Genomic DNA, 19,915 nt, shown 5'->3' on the forward strand with positions numbered 1-19,915 from the left:
CCCGCCCGCGCCCCGCGGTCCGCCATGCCTGACCCGGCGATCGAAACCCGGGGCCTTACAAAGCGATTCGGCAGCCTGGTCGCCGTCGACCGCCTCGACCTCGCCGTCCACCGCGGCGAGGTCTTCGGCTTCCTCGGCCCAAACGGCGCCGGCAAAACGACCACGATCCGCCTCCTCCTCGGCTTCATCAACCCCACCGCCGGCAGCTCGCTCGTCCTCGGACGTCCCGGCGCCGACCCCGCGGCCCGCCGCCGCATCGGCTACCTCCCCGCTGACCTCGCCTTCGACCCCCGCTACACCACCAGCGACCTCATCGAGTTCTTCGGCAGCCTCCGCGGCGGCTACGACCGTCCCTTTACCGCGGCCCTGCTCGAACGGTTCGCGCTCGACCCCTACCGACCCATCGGTGACCTCAGCACCGGCAACCGGCGCAAGGTCGGCATCGTCCAGGCCTTCATGCACCGCCCCGACCTCTACATCCTCGATGAGCCGACCTCCGGCCTCGACCCGCTCCTCCAGCAGGAGTTCCACCGGCTGGTCCGCGAAGAAGTCGCCCGCGGCGCCACGGTTTTCCTCTCGTCCCACGTCCTCCCCGAGGTCGAAGCCCTGGCATCCCGCGTCGGCATCCTCCGGCGCGGGCGTCTCGTCACCGTCGCTGCCATCGATGACCTCCGCCGAAAGGCCCGCCAGCGGATTGATATCTACACCGCCGGCCCTCCCCCGCGCGGCCTCTTCGAACGGCTTCCCGGCGTCCGCGCCGTCAGCTACCACGACGGCGGCGTGCACCTGGTGGTCGAAGGCTCCGTCGACGCCGTGATCAAGGCCGCCGCGGGCCTCACCGTCGAGCGCATCCATACCCCCGGCCAGGACCTGGAAGAGCTCTTCCTTGAGTACTACCAGGGAGGTGACGCGTGACGATCTTCCGGCGCACCCTCCTCGACCGCCGCCGTGCCCTCCTCTGGTGGGCGCTCGGCTTCCTTGCGCTCAACCTGCTCACGCTCTCCTTCTTCCCCACCATTCGCGGGCAGCAGGACTTCGATGAACTGGTCCAGCAGATGCCCGAAGCCCTCCGGGCGATGTTCGGCATGGAGCAGGGCATCTCGCTCGGCTCGGCCGCCGGCTACCTCTGGGCGCGGCTCTTCTCATCGCTGCTCACCGTGCTCCTCGTCGTCTACGCCATCGTCGGCGGCGCCGGGCTTATCGGCGGCAGCGAAGAGGATGGGACCCTCGAGCTGCTGCTCGCCAATCCCGTTTCCCGCGAACGGGTCGCCATCGAGCGGGCGCTCGCCTTCGCAGCGGCCCTCGCCGCGCTCACCGTCGTCGCCGCGCTCACGCTCGTCGCCCTGGCTCCGCCCTTCTCCGCACTCGAAGGCGTCAACGCCGGCGGCCTCGCCGTCGCCTTCGCCGGTGCATTCACGCTCGCGCTGCTCCACGGCGCCGTGGCCTTCATGGGCGGCGCCGTTTCCGGCCGAAGGGGCCCGGGATTGGCTGCCGGGACCGTCCTCGCTGCCGGCGGCTTCCTCGCCCAGGGCCTGCTCACGGCCGCCGGCGCCCCCGAATGGGTCAGCAGCCTGAACCCCTGGTACTGGTACCTCAAAGCGAACCTCCTCGCCTTCGGTCCCCGCTGGGAGGCGGTCCTGCCTGCCCTGGTGCTCGCTGCGGCTCCCGTTGCTGCAGGCGTCGCCGTGTTCCGCCGCCGCGACCTGCGCTGAACGATGCTCTTCCCCCGGTCTCAGGGTTCTCCCGACACCGGAAGTGTGAAAATTCCGAAAGAACGCTGCCCCACCCCCTACACCCGCAACCGAAACGTGCCGTCAACCGTGGTGTAACTCCCGCGCGAGGTGCCGCAATGCCTGACCCGGCCACGTCCGATCTCCCATCGGTCATCCCATTCGACGACCGCACCCGCCGCGTCCTTGAACTCCGCGACCTGGTCCGCAGCGGCGCCTACCGCCCCGACCCCCGCGAGATCGCGCGCGCCCTGCTCGCCCACAGCCGCGCCTTCCCTGCCCCGGAGGAGCCCGAGGCGCTCCCTGGGTTCGACCCCGCCCGCTTCATCGTCCGTCCCGCCGCCCCCGCCGCGGACGCCGCCGCCCGCCGGGCTGTCTCCTAGCCGGCCCAGGCCGGCTCGCCGCTCCCCGGCGGAGCGGTTGGCAGCTCCCAGTGCGGGTCCGTCTCCGACATCCGCAGCGCCGGCCGCAGGAAGCGCATCCGCCCGTACCCGGTCTCCCGCTCGAGCATCCAGTCGCCGGTATCGCCCGTCCCGCTCGCCCCCGACGGGTCGAGGTCATGCCCCAGATCGTAATACCACATGCTCGTCCGTGCGAGCGAGACCCGCACCAGCCATGACCCGCCTTCCTCGGCCCGCCGCCGCAGCGCCATCATCGCCCCGAGCGTCCCGAAGTACCCCGTGGTGTAGTCGTTCATCGCAGCCGGGGCGAGCACCGGCGGCCCGTCGCCGCCCTGCCGCACGCACACGCCCGTCGCAGCCTGCGCCAGCTGCTCCCAGCCCGGCCGCCCGTCCCATGGCCCGCCGTAGCCGAACGCGTTCTCGGTGACATAGATAATCCCCGGCCGCAGCTTCGCGACCTGCGCCGGGCCAAACCCCCGCCGTTCGAGCGACCCCCACTGGAACCCCTGCGAAAACACGTCGGCCCCGCGCACCAGCTCCTGCAGGGTTGCGCGCCCGGCCGGGTCGTCCAGGTCCAGGTACGCCTGCCGCTTTCCGTGCCCCGTGTCCATCTCGAACCGCTCGACCGTCGGAAGGCGCGGCCCCGCGATGTGCAGCACCTCCGCCCCGTGCTCGGCCAGGGTCCGCGCCACCGTCGGCCCCGCCAGCACCCGGGTCAGGTCGAGCACGCGCACGCCCCGGAGCGGCCGGTCGCCTTCACTGAACGGCTCAGGCGGCGCATCGCCGATCCGGACCAGCTCGACGACCGGCTTTGCGGCGAGCGCCTGCCCCTGCGGATGCCTGAGCCACTCCGCGTTGCTCCGGCAAACCGCCGCGCAGAGTCCCTTCGCTGCCAGGGCATCCTCCAGCTCGAAAGCGCCGCGCTGCCGGGTCGCAGCCGCAATCTCCGCCGCACTCGCGCCCTCGCCGAGTCCAAGCTCCGCCAGGATTCCCGGGCCGTGCGTAAAACTCCCGTGCAGGTGGATGAACCGGCCGTCGCCGCACGGCCAGATCGCCGTCACGTTCGAACCGGCCCGCGGCGCAGGCGGGCCCGCCTGTCCGTCCACTTCAAGCAGGAGGTAGCTGCGGAGCGAAGCCGCCGCGTGCCGCACATCGATGGCCATCGCCTGCCGGCGCCCGCCGCGCAGCCGCCAAATCCGGTCTGCCTCCTGCCCCACGAGCGCGAGAGCCACCGCAGCCCCCTCCCCGAGGTGGAACGGCGTCGGCAGCACCGGGTCATCGCCGGCAATCACGACCTCTGTCTCCGGGTCGAGTTCGAGGCCCGCCCGGGCCGCGTACCAGGCTGCCCGGGCGCGGTCCATCACGACGCTCCGGCCCGCTTCGCCGCCAGCCGCCCCTCGAACCGTGCCCGGTCGACCACGAACCGCTGGTGCGTCCCGTGCCCGACCTGCTCCGCGCCGTCGTGGGCTGTCCACTCGAAATGGAACCGCCGCCCGTCGACGGCCACCAGCCGCACCTCGGCCGTCACCTCCATCCCCTCCGGCGTCGCGCCCGTGTGGTTGATCACAATCTGCGTCCCCACCGTCATCTGCCCCGCGTCGAGGAAGCCTGCCATCCACTCGGCCGCGGTCTTTTCGACCAGCGCGCCCAGTGCCGGCGTCGAAAACACATCGGGCGTACCCGCCACAATTCGGCTGGCGAAATGCTCCGGCGTACACCGCACTGAGCCTCGTGCCGTCGCGCCGACCTGCATCGCTTCGATGCTCATCGCGTCCCTCCCGCAGCGGCTGCTCCGCTGCCTCAACGATCGCCGCCGCATCATACCGGCCCGTCGACAGGCCACCAATCAACGCGGGACAATAGGATCGTCCAGCAGGCCGGGCAGCCGCTCCCCGTTCCGTGCGGGGAGAGGAAAGTCCGGACTCCACCGGGCAGGGTGCCAGGTAACGCCTGGGCGGCGCGAGCCGACGGAAAGTGCAACAGAAACATACCGCCTCCGGTCGCCTCCGGCGGCCGGCGGTAAGGGTGAAATGGTGCGGTAAGAGCGCACCGGCGTCCCGGTAACGGGGCGGCCGTGCAAACCCCACCCGGAGCAAGGCCGAATAGGGGAGGAGGGTGCCCGGCCCGCCATGACTCCCGGGTTGGCCGCTAGAGCGCGCCGGCGACGGCGCGCCCAGAGAGATGGCTGCCGCCCCGCCTCCGCGGGGTACAGAATCCGGCTTACAGGCCTGCTGGACGCACCCCTGCGGGCAGTCGGTTCCACGGCCGAACGAGCATTCCAATCCGGTCGTCGATTCGCTACGATCGAAACAACATACCCCCATGGAGTATCCCATGCCCGCCGCAACGGTCATCGATGTTACCGACGCGAACTTCGCGACGGAGGTCCTCGAGCGTTCGAAGACCATCCCCGTCGTCGTCGACTTCTGGGCGCCATGGTGCGGCCCCTGCCGCATGCTCGGCCCAATCATCGAAAAGGTCGCCGCCGAGAACGAAGGCAAGGTCCTCCTCGCCAAGCTGAACACCGACCAGAACCCCCGCACCGCCATGCAGTTCCGCATCCAGGGCATCCCGGCCGTCAAAGCCTTCAAGGACGGCAGGGTCATCGCCGAGTTCACCGGCGCCTACCCTGAGCCCCAGGTCCGCGCCTTCTTCCAGAAGGTGATTGGCGCCGCCGGGACCGGCGCGTCCTCGGCCGAGGAGCTCCTCCGCAAGGGCGACGTCGCTGGCGCCGAGCGCGAATACCGCGCAATCCTCGAGAAGTCCCCGAACGATGCAAACGCCGTCGTCGGCCTGGCCTCCATTCTCATCGGCCGCGGCGCCCGCGATGAAGCCGAGCGCCTCCTCGAGCGGGTCCCCGCCGACCGTCGCGCCAAAGCCCTCAAACACCGCATCTTCCTCGATGAATTCCGCCAGAAGCACGCCGGCGAGGACCTCGAGGGCGAGGTGCGCCGCAACCCCCGCGATCCCCGCGCCCGCTACCGGTGGGGCGTCATGCTCGCCGCCCAGGAGCGCTACGAAGAGGCTCTCGACCAGCTCCTCGAATCCGTCCGGCTCGACCGCACCTTCGCCGACGGCGCCGCCCGCAAGGCCATGCTCGCCGTCTTCGATATCCTCGGCCTCGATTCGCCCGTCACGCGCGAGTACCAGCGCCGCCTTTCCAGCGTGCTCTTCTGAGCGGCCGCCGCATCGCGCATACCCCGGTCCCGGGAGATAATCGCGCCAACATAACATCTCCCGGGACCGCTCTATGATCATCCATATGGCCGAAGGCGCGACCATCGACCAGGTTGAACGCGTCATCAACCGCATTACCCAGGACTACGGCCTCCGCTGCGAAACCATCGTCTCCAGCACCACCGTCATCGGCGTCAAGGGCGTCGCCTCCATCGTCGATGAAGGCCGCATCCTCGAACTCCCTGGCGTCGACCGCGTCATCCGCATCACCGAGAAGTACAAGGACGCCTCCCGCAGCTTCCACCACGAGGACACCATCGTTTGGATTGACGGACGGGTGCCGGTCGGCGGGCCGCACCTCACCTTCTTCGGCGGCCCCTGCGCCATCGAATCCGAGCAGCAGGCGCTCGAATCCGCCCGCATCGCAAAGGAGGCCGGCGTCGATGTCCTCCGCGCCTTCGTCGATAAGTCCCGGACCAGCCCCTACGACTACCGCGGTCTCGAAATCAAGAAGGGGCTCGAAATCGCCGCCGCGATGAAGGCCGAAACCGGCCTGCCTACCGTCTCCGAACTCATCGACCTCCGCCACCTCGACCTCTTCCTCGAGTACGGCATCGATGTCATCCAGATCGGCGCCCGCAGCGCCCAGTACTCGCCCCTCCTCGAAGAGCTCTCGAAGATCGATAAGCCGGTCATCCTCAAGCACGGCTTCGGCAACGATATGAACGAATGGCTCTGCGCCGCCGCGTACATCATGTCCGGCATCGACCGCGAGCGCCGCAGCGTCTCCGAAGGCAACCGCAACGTGATCCTCTGCTACCGCGGCATCAAGAGCTTCGAAACGGAGACCCGCTTCGCCGCCGACATCGGCATGATCCCGCTCGTGCGGATGAAATCCCATCTGCCGCTCATCGCCGACCCCTCCCACAGCTCCGGCGACCGCCGTCTTGTCGAGCGCGTCACCTACGGGTTCGTCGCCGCCGGCGCCCACGGCATCGAGTTCGATATCCACAACAACCCCGCCGAGGCCCTCTGCGACGGCAAGCAGGCCGTCAACCACGAGGCGCGGAGAATCATCGAGAATGCCCGGCGCATTCACGCGCTCCTCGCGGGCGTCGGCATCGAATCCGGCTCAACCGTTTCCGTCGCAGCCAAATAACCGCCATCGCGCCCAAGCCCACAGGCCGCTGATGGCGTAGGATTCCCTCGCACAACCGCTTCCCCGGAGGAACAGCACTCATGGCAGTTCGTCTCGATGGCCAGGTCGTCCTGGTAACCGGTGCAGGTCGCGGCCTCGGCCGCGCCTACGCCCTCGACCTCGCGAAGCACGGCGCCAAGGTCGTCGTCAACGACTTCGGCGGCTCCGTCTCCGGCGAGGGGCACGACGACACCCCCGCACAGCAGGTCGTCAACGAAATCAAGGCCGCCGGCGGCGAGGCCATCGCCGATGGCGGCGACGTCGGCAGCTACGAAGACTGCTACAAGATGGTCAAGCTCGCCGTCGATACCTGGGGCCGGCTCGATGCCGTCGTTGCGAACGCCGGCATCCTCCGCGACGTCACCATCCACAACATGAGCGAGCAGGACTGGGACGCCGTTATCCGCGTCCACCTCAAGCAGTGCTACAACCTCGCCCACCACGCCTGGCCCATCTTCCGCCAGCAGTCCTACGGCCGCTTCGTGATGGCTACCAGCACCTCCGGCCTCATCGGCAACTTCGGCCAGGCCAACTACGGCGCCGCCAAGGCCGGCATGTACGGCCTCATGAACGTCCTGAAGCTCGAGGGCGAGAAGTACAACATCAACGTCAACCTCATCGCCCCGGCCGCCCAGACCCGCATGACCGCCAACCTCATGGGCCGTGACCCCAACGACCCCGAGCGCGCCGTCGTCATGGCGCCCGAGCACGTCGCCCCGGCGGTCACCTACCTCTGCTCGCCGCAGTGCGAAGAGAGCGGCATCTGCATCGCCGCCTCCGGCGGCCGCTACAGCCGCATCGCCATCGTCGCCAACAAGGGCGTCACCTACGACCCGCACGAGTTCAAGGACGCCGACTGGTTCGCCGCCAACTGGAGCAAGATTACCGACCTCTCCGACGCCTACGTTCCGTGGTCCTTCCGCGAGACCCGGGAGGAGCACTACGCGGCGAAGAGGGCGGCCCAGGGCTAAGCCGCACTCGCCCGTCTACCGCCGGGGCCCGGCAGCGCATGCGCTCCGGGCCCCATTTCGCGCTGATTCGGCCAGCAAAGCTGCCCGCGGTTGGTGTAGGGTTTGTAGCACGCCGCAGAACCGGAGGTCCTGCCCGTGCCTGCCAGCCTCGCCGAACTGCTGCTCGCCCAATCGCCCGACGCCGTCGTATTCGCCGGGCCCGACGGCATCATCCAGGCCTGGAACCCGGCCGCCGAGGCGATGTTCGGGTTCGCCGCCGCCGATGCCGTCGGGCAGGACCTGAACATCATCATCCCGGAGCCGTTCCAGGAGGCCCACTGGAAGGCGTACGACCGCGCCCTCGCCGCCGGCGACACCAAATACCGCGGCCAGGCCATGCCCACCCGCGCCCGCCGCGCCGACGGCTCAGAGTTCTACATCGAGATGACGTTCGCCATCGTCAAAGACGAATCCGGCACGGTCCTCGGCGCGCTCGCCCACTGCCGCGATATCACCGAGCGCTTCGAACGCGAACGCAGCCAGCGCCGCCGTCTCCGCGACCTCGAAGCCGAGGTCGAACGCCTCCGGGGCTCTGCTACGCCGTGAGCCGCGCCCGCACCGCCGAAATCGTGTCGCTGCTCACGCCGATCGCCCGCGCATACTCCTCCGCCGACCCGTACCGCTCCCGGAGATGCCGAAGCGTCGCCGCCATATCCTCCGCCGGGGCCGCCAGCAGCGCCGCCGCCCGCGCCTCGTCAAAGCCGCGCTCCCGCATCTGCGGCAGCCACTGCTCCTTGAGCGGCGCCAGCAGCTGCTCCGTCAGCGTGTAGTCCTCGATGATCGTCGCTTCGTCGACCCCGGCGAGGTCGAGCAGGAGCGCCGCCGCAATGCCCGTCCGGTCCTTGCCCGCCGCGCAGTGGAAGAGCACCCGGCCATCCGCCTCGGCGATCGTTTCGAAGAGCGTCCGGTAGGCCGCAGCTCCCACCTCGAGGAACATCGCATACACGGCCGCGAATCCCGGGAACTCGCCATCGAAACCCGCCGGCGACATGTCGTGCTGGAACACCGGCGCGTGCACCACCCGGATCCCGTACCGGCTGGCGTCCGGCGTCCGGTCCCGCTCCCGCTCCGCATCCGAGCGGAAGTCGACGATGGTGAGCACCTCGCGCTCGCGGAGCTGCTCAAGGCCGCGGTCGGTCAGCCGGTGGAGGCTGGCCGACCGGATGGCGACATCGGTCGTCTCGGCGCCGGCCGCCGTCGGGTAGCCGCCAAGATGGCGCACGTTGTGCGCAACTTCGAGCCGAAGCTCCCGGCTGATGGTTATAACATCCATGCTTCCACCTTGCCCCGGCCGCGTGAAACGATCATTAACGCGGCGGGAAATGTCTCCTGCTGCCGCCGCGCCGTATCCTCTCCCGCGCGACCAGACCCGGAGGGCAGCTCATGATCTCGCGCGACCGCATCGTCCAGGCGTTTCTTGACCTCGTCGCCATCGATTCGCCATCCGGCGAGGAGGACGCCATCGCCGCCGAGCTCGAACGCCGCCTGCGCGCCCTCGGCCTCCAGACCGCCCAGGATGCCGCCGGCAACGTCTTCGCTCGCCGTGAGGGCGCCGGCGCCCCGGTGCTCCTCTCGGCCCACATGGACACCGTCGAGCCCGGGCGCGGCATTAAGCCCCGCTGGGAGGGCCCCGATATCATCCGCAGCGACGGCACCACCATCCTCGGCGCCGACAACAAGGCCGGCTGCGCCGTCATCCTCGAGGTCCTCCAGTCGCTCATCGAGGACGGTGGCCCGCACCGCACGGTCGAAGTCGCCATCAGCCGCGGCGAAGAAGTCGGCCTGGTCGGTGCTGCGAACATGGACTACTCGCGCATCACCGCAAAGGTCGCCATCGTCATCGACAGCGGCGGCCCGCCCTCGTCCATCCAGGGCCAGGCTCCCTACCACTACGTCTACGACATCGAGGTCCACGGCCGCAGCGCCCACGCCGGCCTCGAACCGGAAAAAGGCATCCCCGCCGTCACCATCGCCGCCGAGATCGTTGCCGGCCTCCCGCAGGGCCGCCTCGACGATGAGACAACCGGCAACGTCGGCATTATCCGCGGCGGGCTCGTCCGGAACGCCGTCCCCGACTACTGCCTCGTCCAGGGCGAATTCCGCTCCATGGTCGAAGAGAAGGTCGAGACGCTCGCGCGCGGCGCCCGCCGCCACATCGAGGCCGTGCAGGCCCGCCACCCGGGCGCCCGCATCGAGGCATCCCTCCGCATGGCCTACCCCGGCTACCGGCTCGAGCCCGGCGACCCCGCCGCCGACCTCCTCTATCCCGTGCTCCGCTCCCTTGGCTTCGAACCAAACCCCCACCCCGTCGGTGGCGGCACCGACGGGAACGTTTTCCGCGGCCACGGAATCGCCGCTGTCGTCATCGGCCGCGGCGGCTACAACCAGCATACGAAGGACGAATACCTCGTAATCCCCGAAATGCTCGACTGCGCCCGCGTCGTCGAGGCCGCCGTCCGCACCCTCCCGGGCTGAGTCCCCGCCGGCCCGGCCGAAGCGGACGTGTCGCGCTTCCGCCGCCTACAGGCGCGTGTCCCGCTCGAACTCGCCATTCGCGAGCGCCGTCAGCCGCTGCGCCAGCACGCGGCTCCCCTTCCGGACTGGCTCGAACCGCCACGCCAGCGCCTCCTCGAACACCTCCGCCGTCGCCCGCGGCACCGCCCCTTCCCGGGCCATAATCCACGCACCCGCCAGCAGCCGCAGGTGATACAGGGTCGCCCCCCGGTACATCCCCGCGTCGAGCGCCTCCACCAGCTCGGCAAACTCCGCCGCCACCCGCTCGGCAAGCGCTGCCGCCGGCTGCTTCACCATCGGGTCGCGGTCGACCACCCGCCCGAAAGACGTCATCAGCCTGCCGTAGATGTCATCGGTAATCCGCGGACGGCGCCGAAACCACGCCACCTTGCCTCACCTCGTGCACGATTCCTGCGTGCGCCGTGGCGACCACCACGCGCACATACCCGCCGGCCTGCAGCCGCTCTGCCAGCGCAAACGCTGCCGCCGAAGGCGCCCCCGGCGTGTTCACCAGCGCGCAGAGCCGGGCCCCTGCCGGGACGCCTTTCCGCCCGCCAGCCGGGTGAAGCAGCACCCTTGCCGCCGCCTCTGCGTCGACCGGCGCCCCTGGGTGCAGGCCCGCGAGCGGCCCCGCCAGCTCCGGCCGGTGGACCCACCGCGCGTCGAGCGGCTGCCCCAGCACCGCAGCCCCCACGCAGACCACCACGGCGGTGGCCCCCGCCGGGATGACCGGCTCGTGCGCCGCCGGCGCCTTGAACGGGCGGTGCGCCGACCCGTCCGCTTCCACCAGCACCAGCCGGCCCGGGCCCGCCAGCAGGTCGACGGCATCGGGCGCGAACCCGAGCATCCGCCCTCGTTCGCCCCGGCCGGAGATGAGCGTGACCGCGTCGTGCTCGGCCAGGGCTGACGCTGCCCGCGCAGCCAGTTCGCCCGACTCGGCCGTCACCACCGGCGGCATCGGCAGGCCTGCCGGCTGCGTGAACTTCACCGTCGTGGTCACCGCCGCGGGGATGCCCCGCTCCCGCGCTTCGAGGGCCAGCCGGAACAGCAGCGACGTCTTGCCCCCGCCGCCGACCGCCGCCACCATGTCTCCCGGAGCGAAACCGAATGCGTCCAGCAGCATCCCTTCGATTCTACGGTGCCCCGTGAGCCGCGGCCTCGAAGCCGTCATCCTCGCCGGGGGCCGCAGCACCCGCTTCGGCCGCGATAAGGCCTCCGCACCGCTCCGCAGCCGGCCCCTCCTCCAGTGGGTCGCGGAGGCCGTCGCGCCGGCGGTCGACCGTATCGTGGTCGTCCGCGCCCCCGGCCAGCTGCTCCCCGCGCTCGGCCAGCCCATCCCGGTCGACCTCGTCGACGACGAATTCCCGGGCCTCGGGCCCCTCGCCGGCCTTGCGACCGGCCTCGCGGCGGTCGCGGCCCCGCTCGCGTTCGCGTGCTCCTGCGATGCCCCGCTCATCGCGCCCGCCCTCGTTGCGCGCCTCGCCGACATCGCCCGCGCCGCCTCCGCCGATGTCGTCTGTCCGCGGGTCGGCGGCTTCCCCCAGCCGCTGGTCGCCGTCTACCGGGCCGCAACCTGCGCCCCGGCCTTCCGCCGTGCAGTCGAGGCTGGCGCTGGCGGCCTCCGCATCCTCGCCGCCTACGCAGGCCTCCGCGTCGTCGAACCCGGCGAAGCCGAGCTCAGCCCCGTCGACCCCGGCCTGCGCAGCTTCCTCAATGCCAACACGCCGGACCGGTTGGCCGAGATCGATGCCCTGCTCGGGTAATTTCCCCTGCGAATGCCAGCCCGCTCACCCTCGGTTGACAGGCCTAGGGGGCACCCTAAGATTGAGCCAGAGGCCCGGTACCCTCGAAAGTTCCGGGCGCACTGCCAGCGGCAGTGTCCGGGAACGGGCTTGCGCCACGGGGCGCCGCCCCTCCATCGGCTCCCGGCATCCCGCCGGTAACCTCATCGGAGTGGCACACCAGTGACGACACTCGAACGCCCCCGCACCGTTGGCGAACTTCGTGCCTCCGGCTACCGCGTCCTCCCCGTCCGCGAGGAGATGCGGAAGAACCTCATCGCGAAGATCCGCGCCGGCGAAACCCTCTTCCCGGGCATCTACGGCTACGACGACACCGTCATCCCCCACATCGTCAACGCCATCCTCGCCGGCCAGGACATCATCTTCCTCGGCGAGCGCGGCCAGGCGAAATCCCGGATCATCCGCTCCCTCGTCAACCTCCTCGATGAGGAGATCCCCATCCTCGCCGGCTGCGAAATCCCCGAGGACCCGTTCAACCCCATCACCCAGGCTGGCCGCGACCTGATCGCCGAGAAGGGCGACGACGCCCCCATCGAGTGGCTCCCCCGCGACAAGCGCTATGGTGAGAAGCTCGCCACACCCGACATCACCATCGCCGACCTCATCGGCGAAGTCGACCCCATCAAGGTCGCGGAAGGCCGCTACCTCAGCGACGAGCTCACCATCCACTACGGCCTGATCCCCCGCACCAACCGCGGCATCTTCTGCATCAACGAGCTCCCCGACCTCGCCGAGCGCATCCAGGTCGGCCTCCTCAACATCATGGAGGAGCGCGACGTCCAGATCCGCGGCTACCGCATCCGCCTGCCGCTCGACGTCTTCATCGTCGCCTCCGCCAACCCTGAGGACTACACCAACCGCGGCCGCATCATCACGCCGCTCAAGGACCGCTACGGCGCCCAGGTGCGCACCCACTACCCGACCCGCATCGAACACGAGATCGACATCATGGAAGCGGAGCACCATCCGGTGCCGGCCGACTTCGACGTCGCCGTCCCGCAGTACATGAAGGAGATCATCGCCGAGATCAGCCGGCTCGCCCGCCGCAGCCCCGATATCAACCAGCGCTCCGGCGTCAGTGTCCGCGCCTCCATCGCCAACTACGAATCGATGCTCGCCAATGCCCTGCGGCGCGCCATCATCACTGGCGAAGACCGCGTCGTCCCGCGCGTCAGCGACCTCCCCTACGTCGTCCCGGCCCTCTCCGGCAAGGTCGAGTTTGAAACCGTCGAAGACGGCCGCGAGGACCAGATCATCGAGAAGCTCATCCAGGGCGCCGTTGTCGCCGTCTTCAACCGCTCGTTCAACCTCGGCGAACTGGAGCAGGTCGTGAACCGCTTCAAAGCCGGCGTGGCCGTCGAAGTCGGCGACATGGTTCCCTCCCGCGAACACGCCGCCGTCGCCCGCCAGATCGAAGGTCTCATGCCGGCTGTGGAGAAGCTCGGCGGGGCCGGCAGCGACGCCGAAACCGCGGCCGCCGTCGAGTTCATCCTCGAAGGGCTCCACCTCAACAAGCGGCTCAACAAGGACCGCGTCGGCGGCAAGACCCAGTACCGCGGCTGATGGCGTGACAGCAACGACCGTCCGCATCCGCGCAATCGAACCCCAGGGCCCCCTCTTCGAGGGGGCCATCGCGGTCTACGGCGACGCCTTCGCTGAACCGCCCTACAGCGACCTCGACCGCGGCCGCGAGGTCCGCGCCCGCATCCGGGATACCCATCGCTACCGCAAGGGCTTCCGCTTCCTCATCGCCGAATCCGCCGATGGCGAAGTCTGCGGGATGGCCTACGGCTACCACGGCGAGGACGGCCAGTGGTGGCACGATGCCGTCGTCCGCTGGGTCGGGCCACGGGTCGCCGCCGACTGGCTGAGCGACGCCTATGAAGTCGTCGAAGTCGCCGTCGCACCCGACGCGCAGGGCCGCGGAGTCGGCAGCGCGCTCGTCAACGCCCTCCTCGACGGCCTCACCGAGCGGACCGCCGTCCTCAGCACCCGTACTGACAGCCGCGCCCACGAACTGTACGCACGCCTCGGCTTCGAGTACCTCGCCGAAATGACCTTCACCGCCGGCGGCTGGCCGTTCTACATCATGGGCCGCCGCCTCCGCTGACCGTAACCCGCACCGGCAGTACTGTTGAGTACGTCCCCATGCCCGACGCCGAGACATTCCGCTGCATCAAATGCCGGAGCACCGTCGATACCCTCGCCTTCGGCACAACCCAGCGGAACCACTGCAACCAGTGCCTCTGGAGCCGCCATGTCGACAACTTCCCGGGTGACCGGAAGGCAGCCTGCGGCGGCCCCATGGAGCCCCTCGCCGTTTTCGTCGCCCCCGACGGCGAGTGGATGCTGATTCACCGCTGCAAGTCCTGCGGCGTCCTCCACGAAAACCGCATCGCCGGTGACGACAACCTCATGGTCCTCATGGCCATCGCCGCCCGGCCCCTCGCCAACCCTCCCGTCCCGCTGGAGTACCTGCCGTGACCCGTAGCCGCGCCCTCGACCTGCTCCTCCAGAACCTCCAGCTTGAACGGCTCGACCGGGACCTCTTCCTCGGCCAGCCCGGCCCCGGCACCGGCCGCCTCTTCGGCGGCCACGTCGCAGCGCAGTCGGTCATGGCCGCCGGCCTCACCCTCGAGCCCGGCGCCGGCTACATCCACTCCCTCCACGCCTACTTCCTCAAGGGCGGCACCCACGATGTCCCCATCCGCTTCGTCGTCGACCGAATCCGCGACGGGCGCACCTTCTCGACCCGTCACGTCGTCGCCTACCAGGGTGGCGAAGCCATCTTCGACCTGAGCGCGTCCTTCGCCCGGCCCGAAGACGGCGTCGCCCACCAGGACGTGATGCCCGCCGCTCCCCCGCCCGATGGCCTCCCCGATTGGGAGGAGGTCCGCGGCGAAATCCTTGAAGACGCCGAACGCCGCCGCCGCTCCCAGCCCATCGAAATCCGCGTCGTCGACCCCGACCTCCCCGGGGAGCGCCTGCCCGCCCGGCGCCGCATCTGGATGCGCCCCAACGGCGAACTCCCCGACGACCCCCTCATCCACGCCGCCGTGCTCACCTACGCCAGCGACCGCACCCTCCTCTCCACCGCCGCGCGGCCTCACGGCCTCACCTGGGGCCGCCGCATGTCCGCCAGCCTCGACCACGCCGTCTGGTTCCACGGCCCCGTCACCTTCAACGGCTGGGTCCTCTACGCCAGCGAAAGCCCCGTCGCCCGCCACGCGCGCGGGCTCATCTTCGGCTCGATCTGGACGCCGAACGGGCTGCGCATCGCCTCGGTCGCACAGGAGGGGCTCATCCGCATCCCCCGCGACCGCACCGAAGACGCCGTCCCCTAGAGCGCCAGCGTCGCCGGCTGCTCCAGGATCGCCTGGATCTCCTTGATGAACCGCGCCCCCTCGACGCCGTCGGTCACCCGGTGGTCGGCGCTGAGCGCCACCTTCATTACCTGCCGGACGACAATCTCCCCGTCCCGCACGACCGGCTTCGGCATGACCGAGCCGACGCCCAGGATGGCGGCCTGCGGCGGGTTGATGATGCCGATCAGCGTCTCCACGCCGTAGGCGCCCAGGTTCGTGATCGTGAACGTCCCCTCGCCGTACTCGGCCGCCGTCAGCTTCCCGGCGCGCGCCCGTTCGATGAGGTCCTTGGTCTCCTGGGCGATCCGCCCCAGTGATTTCGCCTGGCAGTCCAGCACCGCCGGTGCAATCAGCCCCTCCTCGAGCGCGATGCCGATGCAGATGTTAATCCGCTCGTGCATCCGCAGCCCCTCTTCCGAGTACGCCGCGTTGAACTTCGGGTGCCGCTCCAGCGCCAGCGCGCACGCCTTCACGATCAGGTCGTTGATCGTCACCTTCTGCCCCTCGGGCAGCCCGGCATTCAGCTGCGACCGGAACGCCAGCGCGTCCGTCATGTCGATGTCGAGCGTCAGGTAGTAGTGCGGCTGCGTCTGCTTCGAGAGCGTCATCCGGTGCGCGATCGCCTTGCGCATCTTCCCGAGCTCGACCGCTTCCGGCGCTGCTGCCGCCGGCGCAGGAGCCGGCCGGGCCGGGGCAGGAGCGGGTGTCGCAGGACGCGCCGCCGCGGGTGCCGCAGCCTGGGCCGGGGCGGCCGGCCTTGCGGCCAGCGCCGCGATCGCGGCCTCGACATCCCGGCGCAGGATCCGCCCGTCCGGGCCCGAGCCCTTCAGGGTCCGGATGTCGATGCCGGCCTCGCGCGCGATCTTCCGCGCGACCGGGCTGATCCGGATCCTCTCGTCCGCTCCCTCCCCGTCCGGAGCGGTGGCGACCGCCGGTTCCGCCGCCCGGGCAGCGGCCTTCAGTTCCGGCTCAATCTCCCGCTTCGCCGGCGGCGGCACGGGCTTCCGCTCAACCTCCGGCGCAGCTTCCGAGGGGTCGCCGAGGATCGCGATGACGTCCCCCACCGGCACGATGTCGCCCTCGTTGGCCACCAGCTTCAGAATCGTCCCCGATTCGAATGCCTCGAGCTCCACCGTCGCCTTATCGGTCTCGATCTCGGCGATGACGTCCCCACGCCGCACGGTGTCGCCCACCTGCTTCAGCCAGCGGACGAGCGTCCCCTCGACCATGTCCGCGCCCATCTGGGGCATCGTCACTTCAATCGTCACGGCTCACTCCTTGAACATCCCGAGGACCGCCTCGACCACGTCCTCCTCCGATGGCAGCGCGTAGAACTCGAGGTTGCGATTGTAGGGCAGCGGCACATCCTTGCAGGCCACCCGCGCCACCGGCGCATCCAGCCAGTCGAAGGCCCGCTCCATAATCTGCGCCGCCAGCTCGCCCCCGAAGCCGCCGAACTTCCACGCGTCTTCCACGACCACTGCGCGGTTCGTCTTCTTCACCGAAGCAACGACGGTGTCGATGTCCAGCGGCCGGAGCGTTCGCAGGTCGATCACCTCGGCGCTGATCTCCTCCTGCTCTTCCAGCAGCTGCGCCGCCCGGATCGCCTGGTGCACGCTCCCGCTGTAGCCCACGATCGTCACGTCCGTGCCCTCGCGCACCACGTTCGCCACCCCGAACTCGACCAGGAAGTCCGGGTCGTCCGGCACTTCGCCGCGCAGGCCGTAGTTCGCCGTGTGCTCGATGAAAATCACCGTGTTTTCGTCGCGGAACGCCCGCTTCAGCAGCCCCTTCGCGTCCGCCGGCGTCGATGGGCATACCACCTTCAGCCCGGGGAAGTGCGCGTACAGCCCTTCGAGGCTGTGGCTGTGCGTGGCCGCCAGCTGCGAACCGCCGCCGCTCGCCATCCGGATGACCAGCGGCACGTTGATCTGCCCGTTCGACATGTGCAGCAGCTTCGCCGCGTTGTTCACAATCTGATCCAGCGCGAGGAAGCTGAAGTTGATGGTCATAATCTCCACCATCGGGTGCATCCCGCCCATCGCCGCGCCGATGCCGATGCCGACGATGGCCGATTCGGCGATGGGGGTATCGCGCACCCGCTCTTCGCCGAACTCCTCCAGCAGCCCTTTGGTCACGGCGTACGACCCGCCATAGAGGCCGATGTCCTCGCCGAGCAGGAAGATCCGCTCGTCGCGCAGCATCTCCTCGCGCAGCGCCTCCCGCAGCGCGTCGCGCATCCGCATCTCAACCAATCGCCGGCTCCTTGTACAGGTGGTCGAAGAGCGTCTCCAGCGCCGGCTGCGGGCTCCGCTCGGCGAACTCGACCGCCTCGTTCACCACCGCTTCGGCCCGTGCTTCGATCTCCGCATAGCCGGCATCGTCCAGCATCCCGGCGTCCGTCATCTGTCGGCGGAGCCGGTCGATGCAATCGCGCCGCTTCGCCTCTTCAATCTCCTCCTTCAGCCGGTACAGCTCCGGGTCGGCCATCGAGTGGCCGCGGTACCGGTACGTCATCGCCTCGATGAAGTACGGGCCCTTCCCCGCGCGCGCGTGGGCCACCGCCTCGCGCGTCGCTTCGTAGACGGCCAGCACATCCATGCCGTCCACCGTCACGGCCGGCATGTTGTACGCTGCCGCTAGCTTCGGAATCTCGGTCGAAAGCGACGCCTTGAACGGCACGCCCATGCCGTACAGGTTGTTCTCACAAAAGAAGATGGTCGGCGTGTTCCACAGCACCGCCATGTTGAGCGCCTCGTGAAACTCGCCCTCGCCCACGCTCCCGTCACCGAAGATGCACAGCGTCACGAAGTCCTCGCGCCGCATCTGGGCCGCCACGCCGAGCCCGACCGCAAGCGGCAGGTGCGCGGCAACGATGGCGTACCCGCCGAGAAACCCTTTCTCGACGTCGTACAGGTGCATCGAGCCGCCGCGCCCGCCCGCGACGCCCGTGGCCTTGCCGAACAGCTCCGCCATCACCCGGTTCGGGTCGAGCCCCCGTGCCAGGGCGTGCCCGTGGTCGCGGTAGTGCGTCAGGATCTTGTCCCTCGGCTCCAGGCAGTTGATCGAACCGACCGCGCACGCCTCCTGCCCCGTGTACAGGTGAAGGAAGCCGCGAATCTTGCCCTTCGTGTACAGCTCTCCGCATTTCTCCTCGAAACGGCGGATGAGCACCATCTGGTACAGGAACAGCCCCAGCTGCTCTGCCCCCAGTTCGTGCATCAGGTCCTTGCGGGTTTCCGTGGTCACCGTGTCGCGGCTCCTTCCCGCGGCGTGGTTCGCCGCCGCGCAATATGGATGGCTTCCCCGTCGGCCGCCAGTGCAGCCTCTTTGAGCGCCTCGGGCAGCGTCGGGTGCGCGTGCACCGCAAACCCGACCTCCGCCGAGGTGGCTTCCAGCAGCGCGACCATCGTCGCTTCGCCCAGCAGGTCGTTGATGTCGTGCCCGACCAAGTGGATGCCGAGCACCTGCCCGGTGGCTTCCTCCACCACCACCTTCACGAATCCCTCGGTGTGGCCGGCCGCCACCGCCTTCCCCAGTGCCGTCAGCGGGAACCGCCCCGTGCGGACCGTAAAGCCGGCCGCCTTCGCCGCGGCCTCCGTGTAGCCGATGGAGCCCACCTGCGGCTGACAGAAGGTCGCCCGGGGCATCTGCACATAATCCGGCTCAGGCCGCGACATCCCCGCAATCGCCTCGGCTGCCAGCACTCCCTGGTGCGAAGCCACGTGCGCGAGCATCAGCTTCCCCGTCACATCCCCCACCGCGAAAATGCCCGGCACGTTCGTCTCCATCCGCCCGTCAATGTCGATAAACCCCCGGGTCGTCCGGACCCCTGCTGCCTCCAGCCCCAGCCCTTCGGTGTGCGCAACAAACCCGACGGCGACGAGCACCGTATCTGCCTCCAGCGCCCCCGCTCCGTCCGGCCCTTCGGTCCGCACCACCGCGCCCGCGCTCGTCCGCTCGATGCCGCTGACCTTCGTGCTCACCATGCAGCGGATCCCCCGCGCCTCGAAGCTGCGCCGCAGCAGCCGCCCAATGTCGGGGTCCTCGAGCGGGACGAGCGTCTCCATCATTTCGACGATGGTGACCTCGCTCCCGTAGCTCGCCCACAGGTGCGCAAACTCCACGCCGACCGGTCCCGCCCCGATGATCACCGCCCGCCCCGGCGGCGTCCGGCGCTCCAGCGCCTCCCGGCTGGTGATAACGGTCTCGCCGTCCGGCTCCATGCCAGGCAGCACCCGCGTGTGCGCCCCCGTCGCGATGATGATGTTCGCTGCCCGGTGCTCCGACCCATCCACCGCCACGGCCCGCGTGCCCGCCAGCCGTGCCGTGCCCGGGATGACCTCGACGCCGTTGTCGCGCAGGAGACCCTCTACGCCGCCCACGATCTGGTCTACCACCTGCCGGCTCCGGTCGACCGCGGCGCCGAAATCGAAGGACACGCCCTCAGCACCGCGCAGGCCCCACCGCCCGCCTTCGCGCACCGCGTTCACCACGTCCGCGTTCTTCAGGAGCGCCTTGCTCGGGATGCATCCCCAGTTCAGGCAAAGCCCGCCGACGCGGTCCTTCTCGAAGACGGCCGCCTTCATCCCCAGCTGGGCCGCCCGGATCGCGGCCACGTACCCGCCGGGCCCGCCTCCGATCACTGCGACATCCCACTGAGCCATAGCGTCCTCCTAGACTACCATAGGCAGTATCGAACGGTTCAGGGCTACGGC

The 19,915-nt window shown here is 69.7% G+C and carries 22 protein-coding genes and 1 other RNA gene; 14 read left to right on the plus strand and 9 right to left on the minus strand.

Features of this window, described 5'->3' with window-relative positions:
• Positions 1 to 24 precede the first annotated feature (24 nt).
• From Tbon_RS11155 to Tbon_RS11165, 3 genes are all read left to right on the plus strand, one after another.
• On the plus strand, positions 25 to 915 hold the full coding sequence (locus Tbon_RS11155) for an ABC transporter ATP-binding protein (RefSeq protein WP_158067777.1): 891 nt from the start codon (positions 25 to 27) through the stop codon (positions 913 to 915).
• Entirely contained in the window at positions 912 to 1,712 is an 801-nt protein-coding gene (locus Tbon_RS11160; protein WP_158067778.1) for an ABC transporter permease subunit, read from the plus strand. Before Tbon_RS11155 ends, Tbon_RS11160 begins: the two co-directional genes overlap by 4 nt.
• A 137-nt stretch (positions 1,713 to 1,849) precedes the next feature.
• Complete coding sequence (locus Tbon_RS11165) at positions 1,850 to 2,113, plus strand: flagellar biosynthesis anti-sigma factor FlgM (RefSeq protein ID WP_158067779.1); 264 nt, start codon at positions 1,850 to 1,852, stop codon at positions 2,111 to 2,113.
• On the opposite strand, the gene Tbon_RS11170 is transcribed toward Tbon_RS11165, so the two are convergent.
• Positions 2,110 to 3,492 carry a CoA transferase gene (locus tag Tbon_RS11170; RefSeq protein WP_158067780.1) on the minus strand — a complete coding sequence of 461 codons (1,383 nt, stop codon included), beginning with the start codon at positions 3,490 to 3,492 and terminating at the stop codon, positions 2,110 to 2,112. The genes Tbon_RS11165 and Tbon_RS11170 overlap by 4 nt on opposite strands.
• Positions 3,492 to 3,899, minus strand: coding sequence for a thioesterase family protein (locus Tbon_RS11175; RefSeq protein ID WP_192497938.1), 408 nt, complete (start codon positions 3,897 to 3,899; stop codon positions 3,492 to 3,494). Before Tbon_RS11175 ends, Tbon_RS11170 begins: the two co-directional genes overlap by 1 nt.
• A gap of 101 nt (positions 3,900 to 4,000) precedes the next feature.
• Here Tbon_RS11175 and rnpB point away from each other — a divergent pair.
• The 5 genes from rnpB to Tbon_RS11200 all read left to right on the plus strand — a co-directional run bounded on the left by rnpB (position 4,001) and on the right by Tbon_RS11200 (position 8,062).
• Positions 4,001 to 4,370: RNase P RNA component class A (gene rnpB / locus Tbon_RS11180), an RNA gene on the plus strand.
• An 83-nt stretch (positions 4,371 to 4,453) separates the two neighbouring features.
• Positions 4,454 to 5,308: a thioredoxin gene (trxA, locus tag Tbon_RS11185; RefSeq protein WP_158067782.1), complete on the plus strand. Its 855-nt coding sequence runs from the start codon at positions 4,454 to 4,456 to the stop codon at positions 5,306 to 5,308.
• Positions 5,309 to 5,393: 85 nt separating this feature from the next.
• The gene (locus tag Tbon_RS11190) at positions 5,394 to 6,467 is read left to right on the plus strand and encodes a 3-deoxy-7-phosphoheptulonate synthase (protein ID WP_192497939.1); all 1,074 of its coding nucleotides are present in this window, start codon (positions 5,394 to 5,396) and stop codon (positions 6,465 to 6,467) included.
• A gap of 80 nt (positions 6,468 to 6,547) precedes the next feature.
• Positions 6,548 to 7,477, plus strand: coding sequence for an SDR family NAD(P)-dependent oxidoreductase (locus Tbon_RS11195; protein WP_158067784.1), 930 nt, complete (start codon positions 6,548 to 6,550; stop codon positions 7,475 to 7,477).
• Between the two features lie 135 nt (positions 7,478 to 7,612).
• The gene (locus Tbon_RS11200; protein ID WP_192497940.1) at positions 7,613 to 8,062 is read left to right on the plus strand and encodes a PAS domain S-box protein; all 450 of its coding nucleotides are present in this window, start codon (positions 7,613 to 7,615) and stop codon (positions 8,060 to 8,062) included.
• Here Tbon_RS11200 and Tbon_RS11205 read toward each other — a convergent pair.
• Positions 8,052 to 8,789, minus strand: coding sequence for a tyrosine-protein phosphatase (locus Tbon_RS11205; protein ID WP_158067786.1), 738 nt, complete (start codon positions 8,787 to 8,789; stop codon positions 8,052 to 8,054). The genes Tbon_RS11200 and Tbon_RS11205 overlap by 11 nt on opposite strands.
• Before the next feature lie 110 nt (positions 8,790 to 8,899).
• Here Tbon_RS11205 and Tbon_RS11210 point away from each other — a divergent pair, with 110 nt between their 5' ends.
• Complete coding sequence (locus Tbon_RS11210; RefSeq protein ID WP_158067787.1) at positions 8,900 to 9,991, plus strand: M20/M25/M40 family metallo-hydrolase; 1,092 nt, start codon at positions 8,900 to 8,902, stop codon at positions 9,989 to 9,991.
• 45 nt (positions 9,992 to 10,036) lie between these two features.
• Here Tbon_RS11210 and Tbon_RS11215 read toward each other — a convergent pair whose 3' ends face one another.
• Together Tbon_RS11215 and yqeC are read right to left on the minus strand one after the other, a co-directional pair.
• Positions 10,037 to 10,417, minus strand: a complete 381-nt coding sequence (locus tag Tbon_RS11215; protein WP_158067788.1) for a hypothetical protein — start codon at positions 10,415 to 10,417, stop codon at positions 10,037 to 10,039.
• Positions 10,380 to 11,153 (minus strand): selenium cofactor biosynthesis protein YqeC, encoded by a 774-nt coding sequence (gene yqeC / locus Tbon_RS11220; protein ID WP_192497941.1) that lies wholly within the window; start codon positions 11,151 to 11,153, stop codon positions 10,380 to 10,382. Before yqeC ends, Tbon_RS11215 begins: the two co-directional genes overlap by 38 nt.
• Before the next feature lie 22 nt (positions 11,154 to 11,175).
• Between yqeC and mobA the strand changes: the two genes are divergently transcribed.
• The 5 genes from mobA to Tbon_RS11245 all read left to right on the plus strand — a co-directional run bounded on the left by mobA (position 11,176) and on the right by Tbon_RS11245 (position 15,176).
• Complete coding sequence (gene mobA, locus Tbon_RS11225; RefSeq protein ID WP_192497942.1) at positions 11,176 to 11,793, plus strand: molybdenum cofactor guanylyltransferase; 618 nt, start codon at positions 11,176 to 11,178, stop codon at positions 11,791 to 11,793.
• A gap of 201 nt (positions 11,794 to 11,994) precedes the next feature.
• Positions 11,995 to 13,395 (plus strand): magnesium chelatase, encoded by a 1,401-nt coding sequence (locus Tbon_RS11230; RefSeq protein ID WP_158067791.1) that lies wholly within the window; start codon positions 11,995 to 11,997, stop codon positions 13,393 to 13,395.
• A 4-nt stretch (positions 13,396 to 13,399) separates the two neighbouring features.
• Entirely contained in the window at positions 13,400 to 13,942 is a 543-nt protein-coding gene (locus tag Tbon_RS11235) for a GNAT family N-acetyltransferase (RefSeq protein ID WP_158067792.1), read from the plus strand.
• A gap of 38 nt (positions 13,943 to 13,980) precedes the next feature.
• A complete protein-coding gene (locus Tbon_RS11240; protein ID WP_158067793.1) occupies positions 13,981 to 14,316 on the plus strand; it encodes an RNHCP domain-containing protein in 336 nt (111 codons plus the stop codon).
• Positions 14,313 to 15,176: an acyl-CoA thioesterase gene (locus tag Tbon_RS11245; RefSeq protein ID WP_158067794.1), complete on the plus strand. Its 864-nt coding sequence runs from the start codon at positions 14,313 to 14,315 to the stop codon at positions 15,174 to 15,176. The genes Tbon_RS11240 and Tbon_RS11245 overlap by 4 nt, the downstream gene beginning before the upstream one ends.
• Here the strand turns inward: Tbon_RS11245 and Tbon_RS11250 are convergent.
• Genes Tbon_RS11250 through lpdA form a run of 4 tightly spaced genes read right to left on the minus strand, consistent with a single transcriptional unit; the run spans position 15,173 to position 19,864 of the window.
• On the minus strand, positions 15,173 to 16,465 hold the full coding sequence (locus Tbon_RS11250) for a dihydrolipoamide acetyltransferase family protein (protein WP_225734608.1): 1,293 nt from the start codon (positions 16,463 to 16,465) through the stop codon (positions 15,173 to 15,175). The two genes, Tbon_RS11245 and Tbon_RS11250, sit on opposite strands and share 4 nt — an antisense overlap.
• 3 nt (positions 16,466 to 16,468) lie before the next feature.
• Positions 16,469 to 17,443, minus strand: a complete 975-nt coding sequence (locus Tbon_RS11255; RefSeq protein WP_192498223.1) for an alpha-ketoacid dehydrogenase subunit beta — start codon at positions 17,441 to 17,443, stop codon at positions 16,469 to 16,471.
• Between the two features lies 1 nt (position 17,444).
• Positions 17,445 to 18,446 carry a pyruvate dehydrogenase (acetyl-transferring) E1 component subunit alpha gene (gene pdhA, locus Tbon_RS11260; RefSeq protein ID WP_225734609.1) on the minus strand — a complete coding sequence of 334 codons (1,002 nt, stop codon included), beginning with the start codon at positions 18,444 to 18,446 and terminating at the stop codon, positions 17,445 to 17,447.
• A complete protein-coding gene (gene lpdA, locus Tbon_RS11265; RefSeq protein ID WP_158067796.1) occupies positions 18,443 to 19,864 on the minus strand; it encodes a dihydrolipoyl dehydrogenase in 1,422 nt (473 codons plus the stop codon). Before lpdA ends, pdhA begins: the two co-directional genes overlap by 4 nt.
• Positions 19,865 to 19,915: the final 51 nt, after the last annotated feature.

Origin of the sequence: Tepidiforma bonchosmolovskayae, from assembly GCF_008838325.1 — a bacterium.
Lineage (GTDB): Bacteria > Chloroflexota > Dehalococcoidia > Tepidiformales > Tepidiformaceae > Tepidiforma > Tepidiforma bonchosmolovskayae.

Coding starts and splice junctions, on each gene's coding strand:
- Tbon_RS11155 (WP_158067777.1), top strand. CDS start 25: ATGCCTGACCCGGCGATCGAAACCCGGGGCCTTACAAAGCGATTCGGC.
- Tbon_RS11165 (WP_158067779.1), top strand. CDS start 1,850: ATGCCTGACCCGGCCACGTCCGATCTCCCATCGGTCATCCCATTCGAC.
- Tbon_RS11170 (WP_158067780.1), bottom strand. CDS start 3,492: ATGGACCGCGCCCGGGCAGCCTGGTACGCGGCCCGGGCGGGCCTCGAA.
- Tbon_RS11175 (WP_192497938.1), bottom strand. CDS start 3,899: ATGAGCATCGAAGCGATGCAGGTCGGCGCGACGGCACGAGGCTCAGTG.
- trxA (WP_158067782.1), top strand. CDS start 4,454: ATGGAGTATCCCATGCCCGCCGCAACGGTCATCGATGTTACCGACGCG.
- Tbon_RS11190 (WP_192497939.1), top strand. CDS start 5,394: ATGGCCGAAGGCGCGACCATCGACCAGGTTGAACGCGTCATCAACCGC.
- Tbon_RS11195 (WP_158067784.1), top strand. CDS start 6,548: ATGGCAGTTCGTCTCGATGGCCAGGTCGTCCTGGTAACCGGTGCAGGT.
- Tbon_RS11205 (WP_158067786.1), bottom strand. CDS start 8,789: ATGGATGTTATAACCATCAGCCGGGAGCTTCGGCTCGAAGTTGCGCAC.
- Tbon_RS11210 (WP_158067787.1), top strand. CDS start 8,900: ATGATCTCGCGCGACCGCATCGTCCAGGCGTTTCTTGACCTCGTCGCC.
- yqeC (WP_192497941.1), bottom strand. CDS start 11,153: ATGCTGCTGGACGCATTCGGTTTCGCTCCGGGAGACATGGTGGCGGCG.
- Tbon_RS11240 (WP_158067793.1), top strand. CDS start 13,981: ATGCCCGACGCCGAGACATTCCGCTGCATCAAATGCCGGAGCACCGTC.
- Tbon_RS11255 (WP_192498223.1), bottom strand. CDS start 17,443: ATGCGGATGCGCGACGCGCTGCGGGAGGCGCTGCGCGAGGAGATGCTG.
- lpdA (WP_158067796.1), bottom strand. CDS start 19,864: ATGGCTCAGTGGGATGTCGCAGTGATCGGAGGCGGGCCCGGCGGGTAC.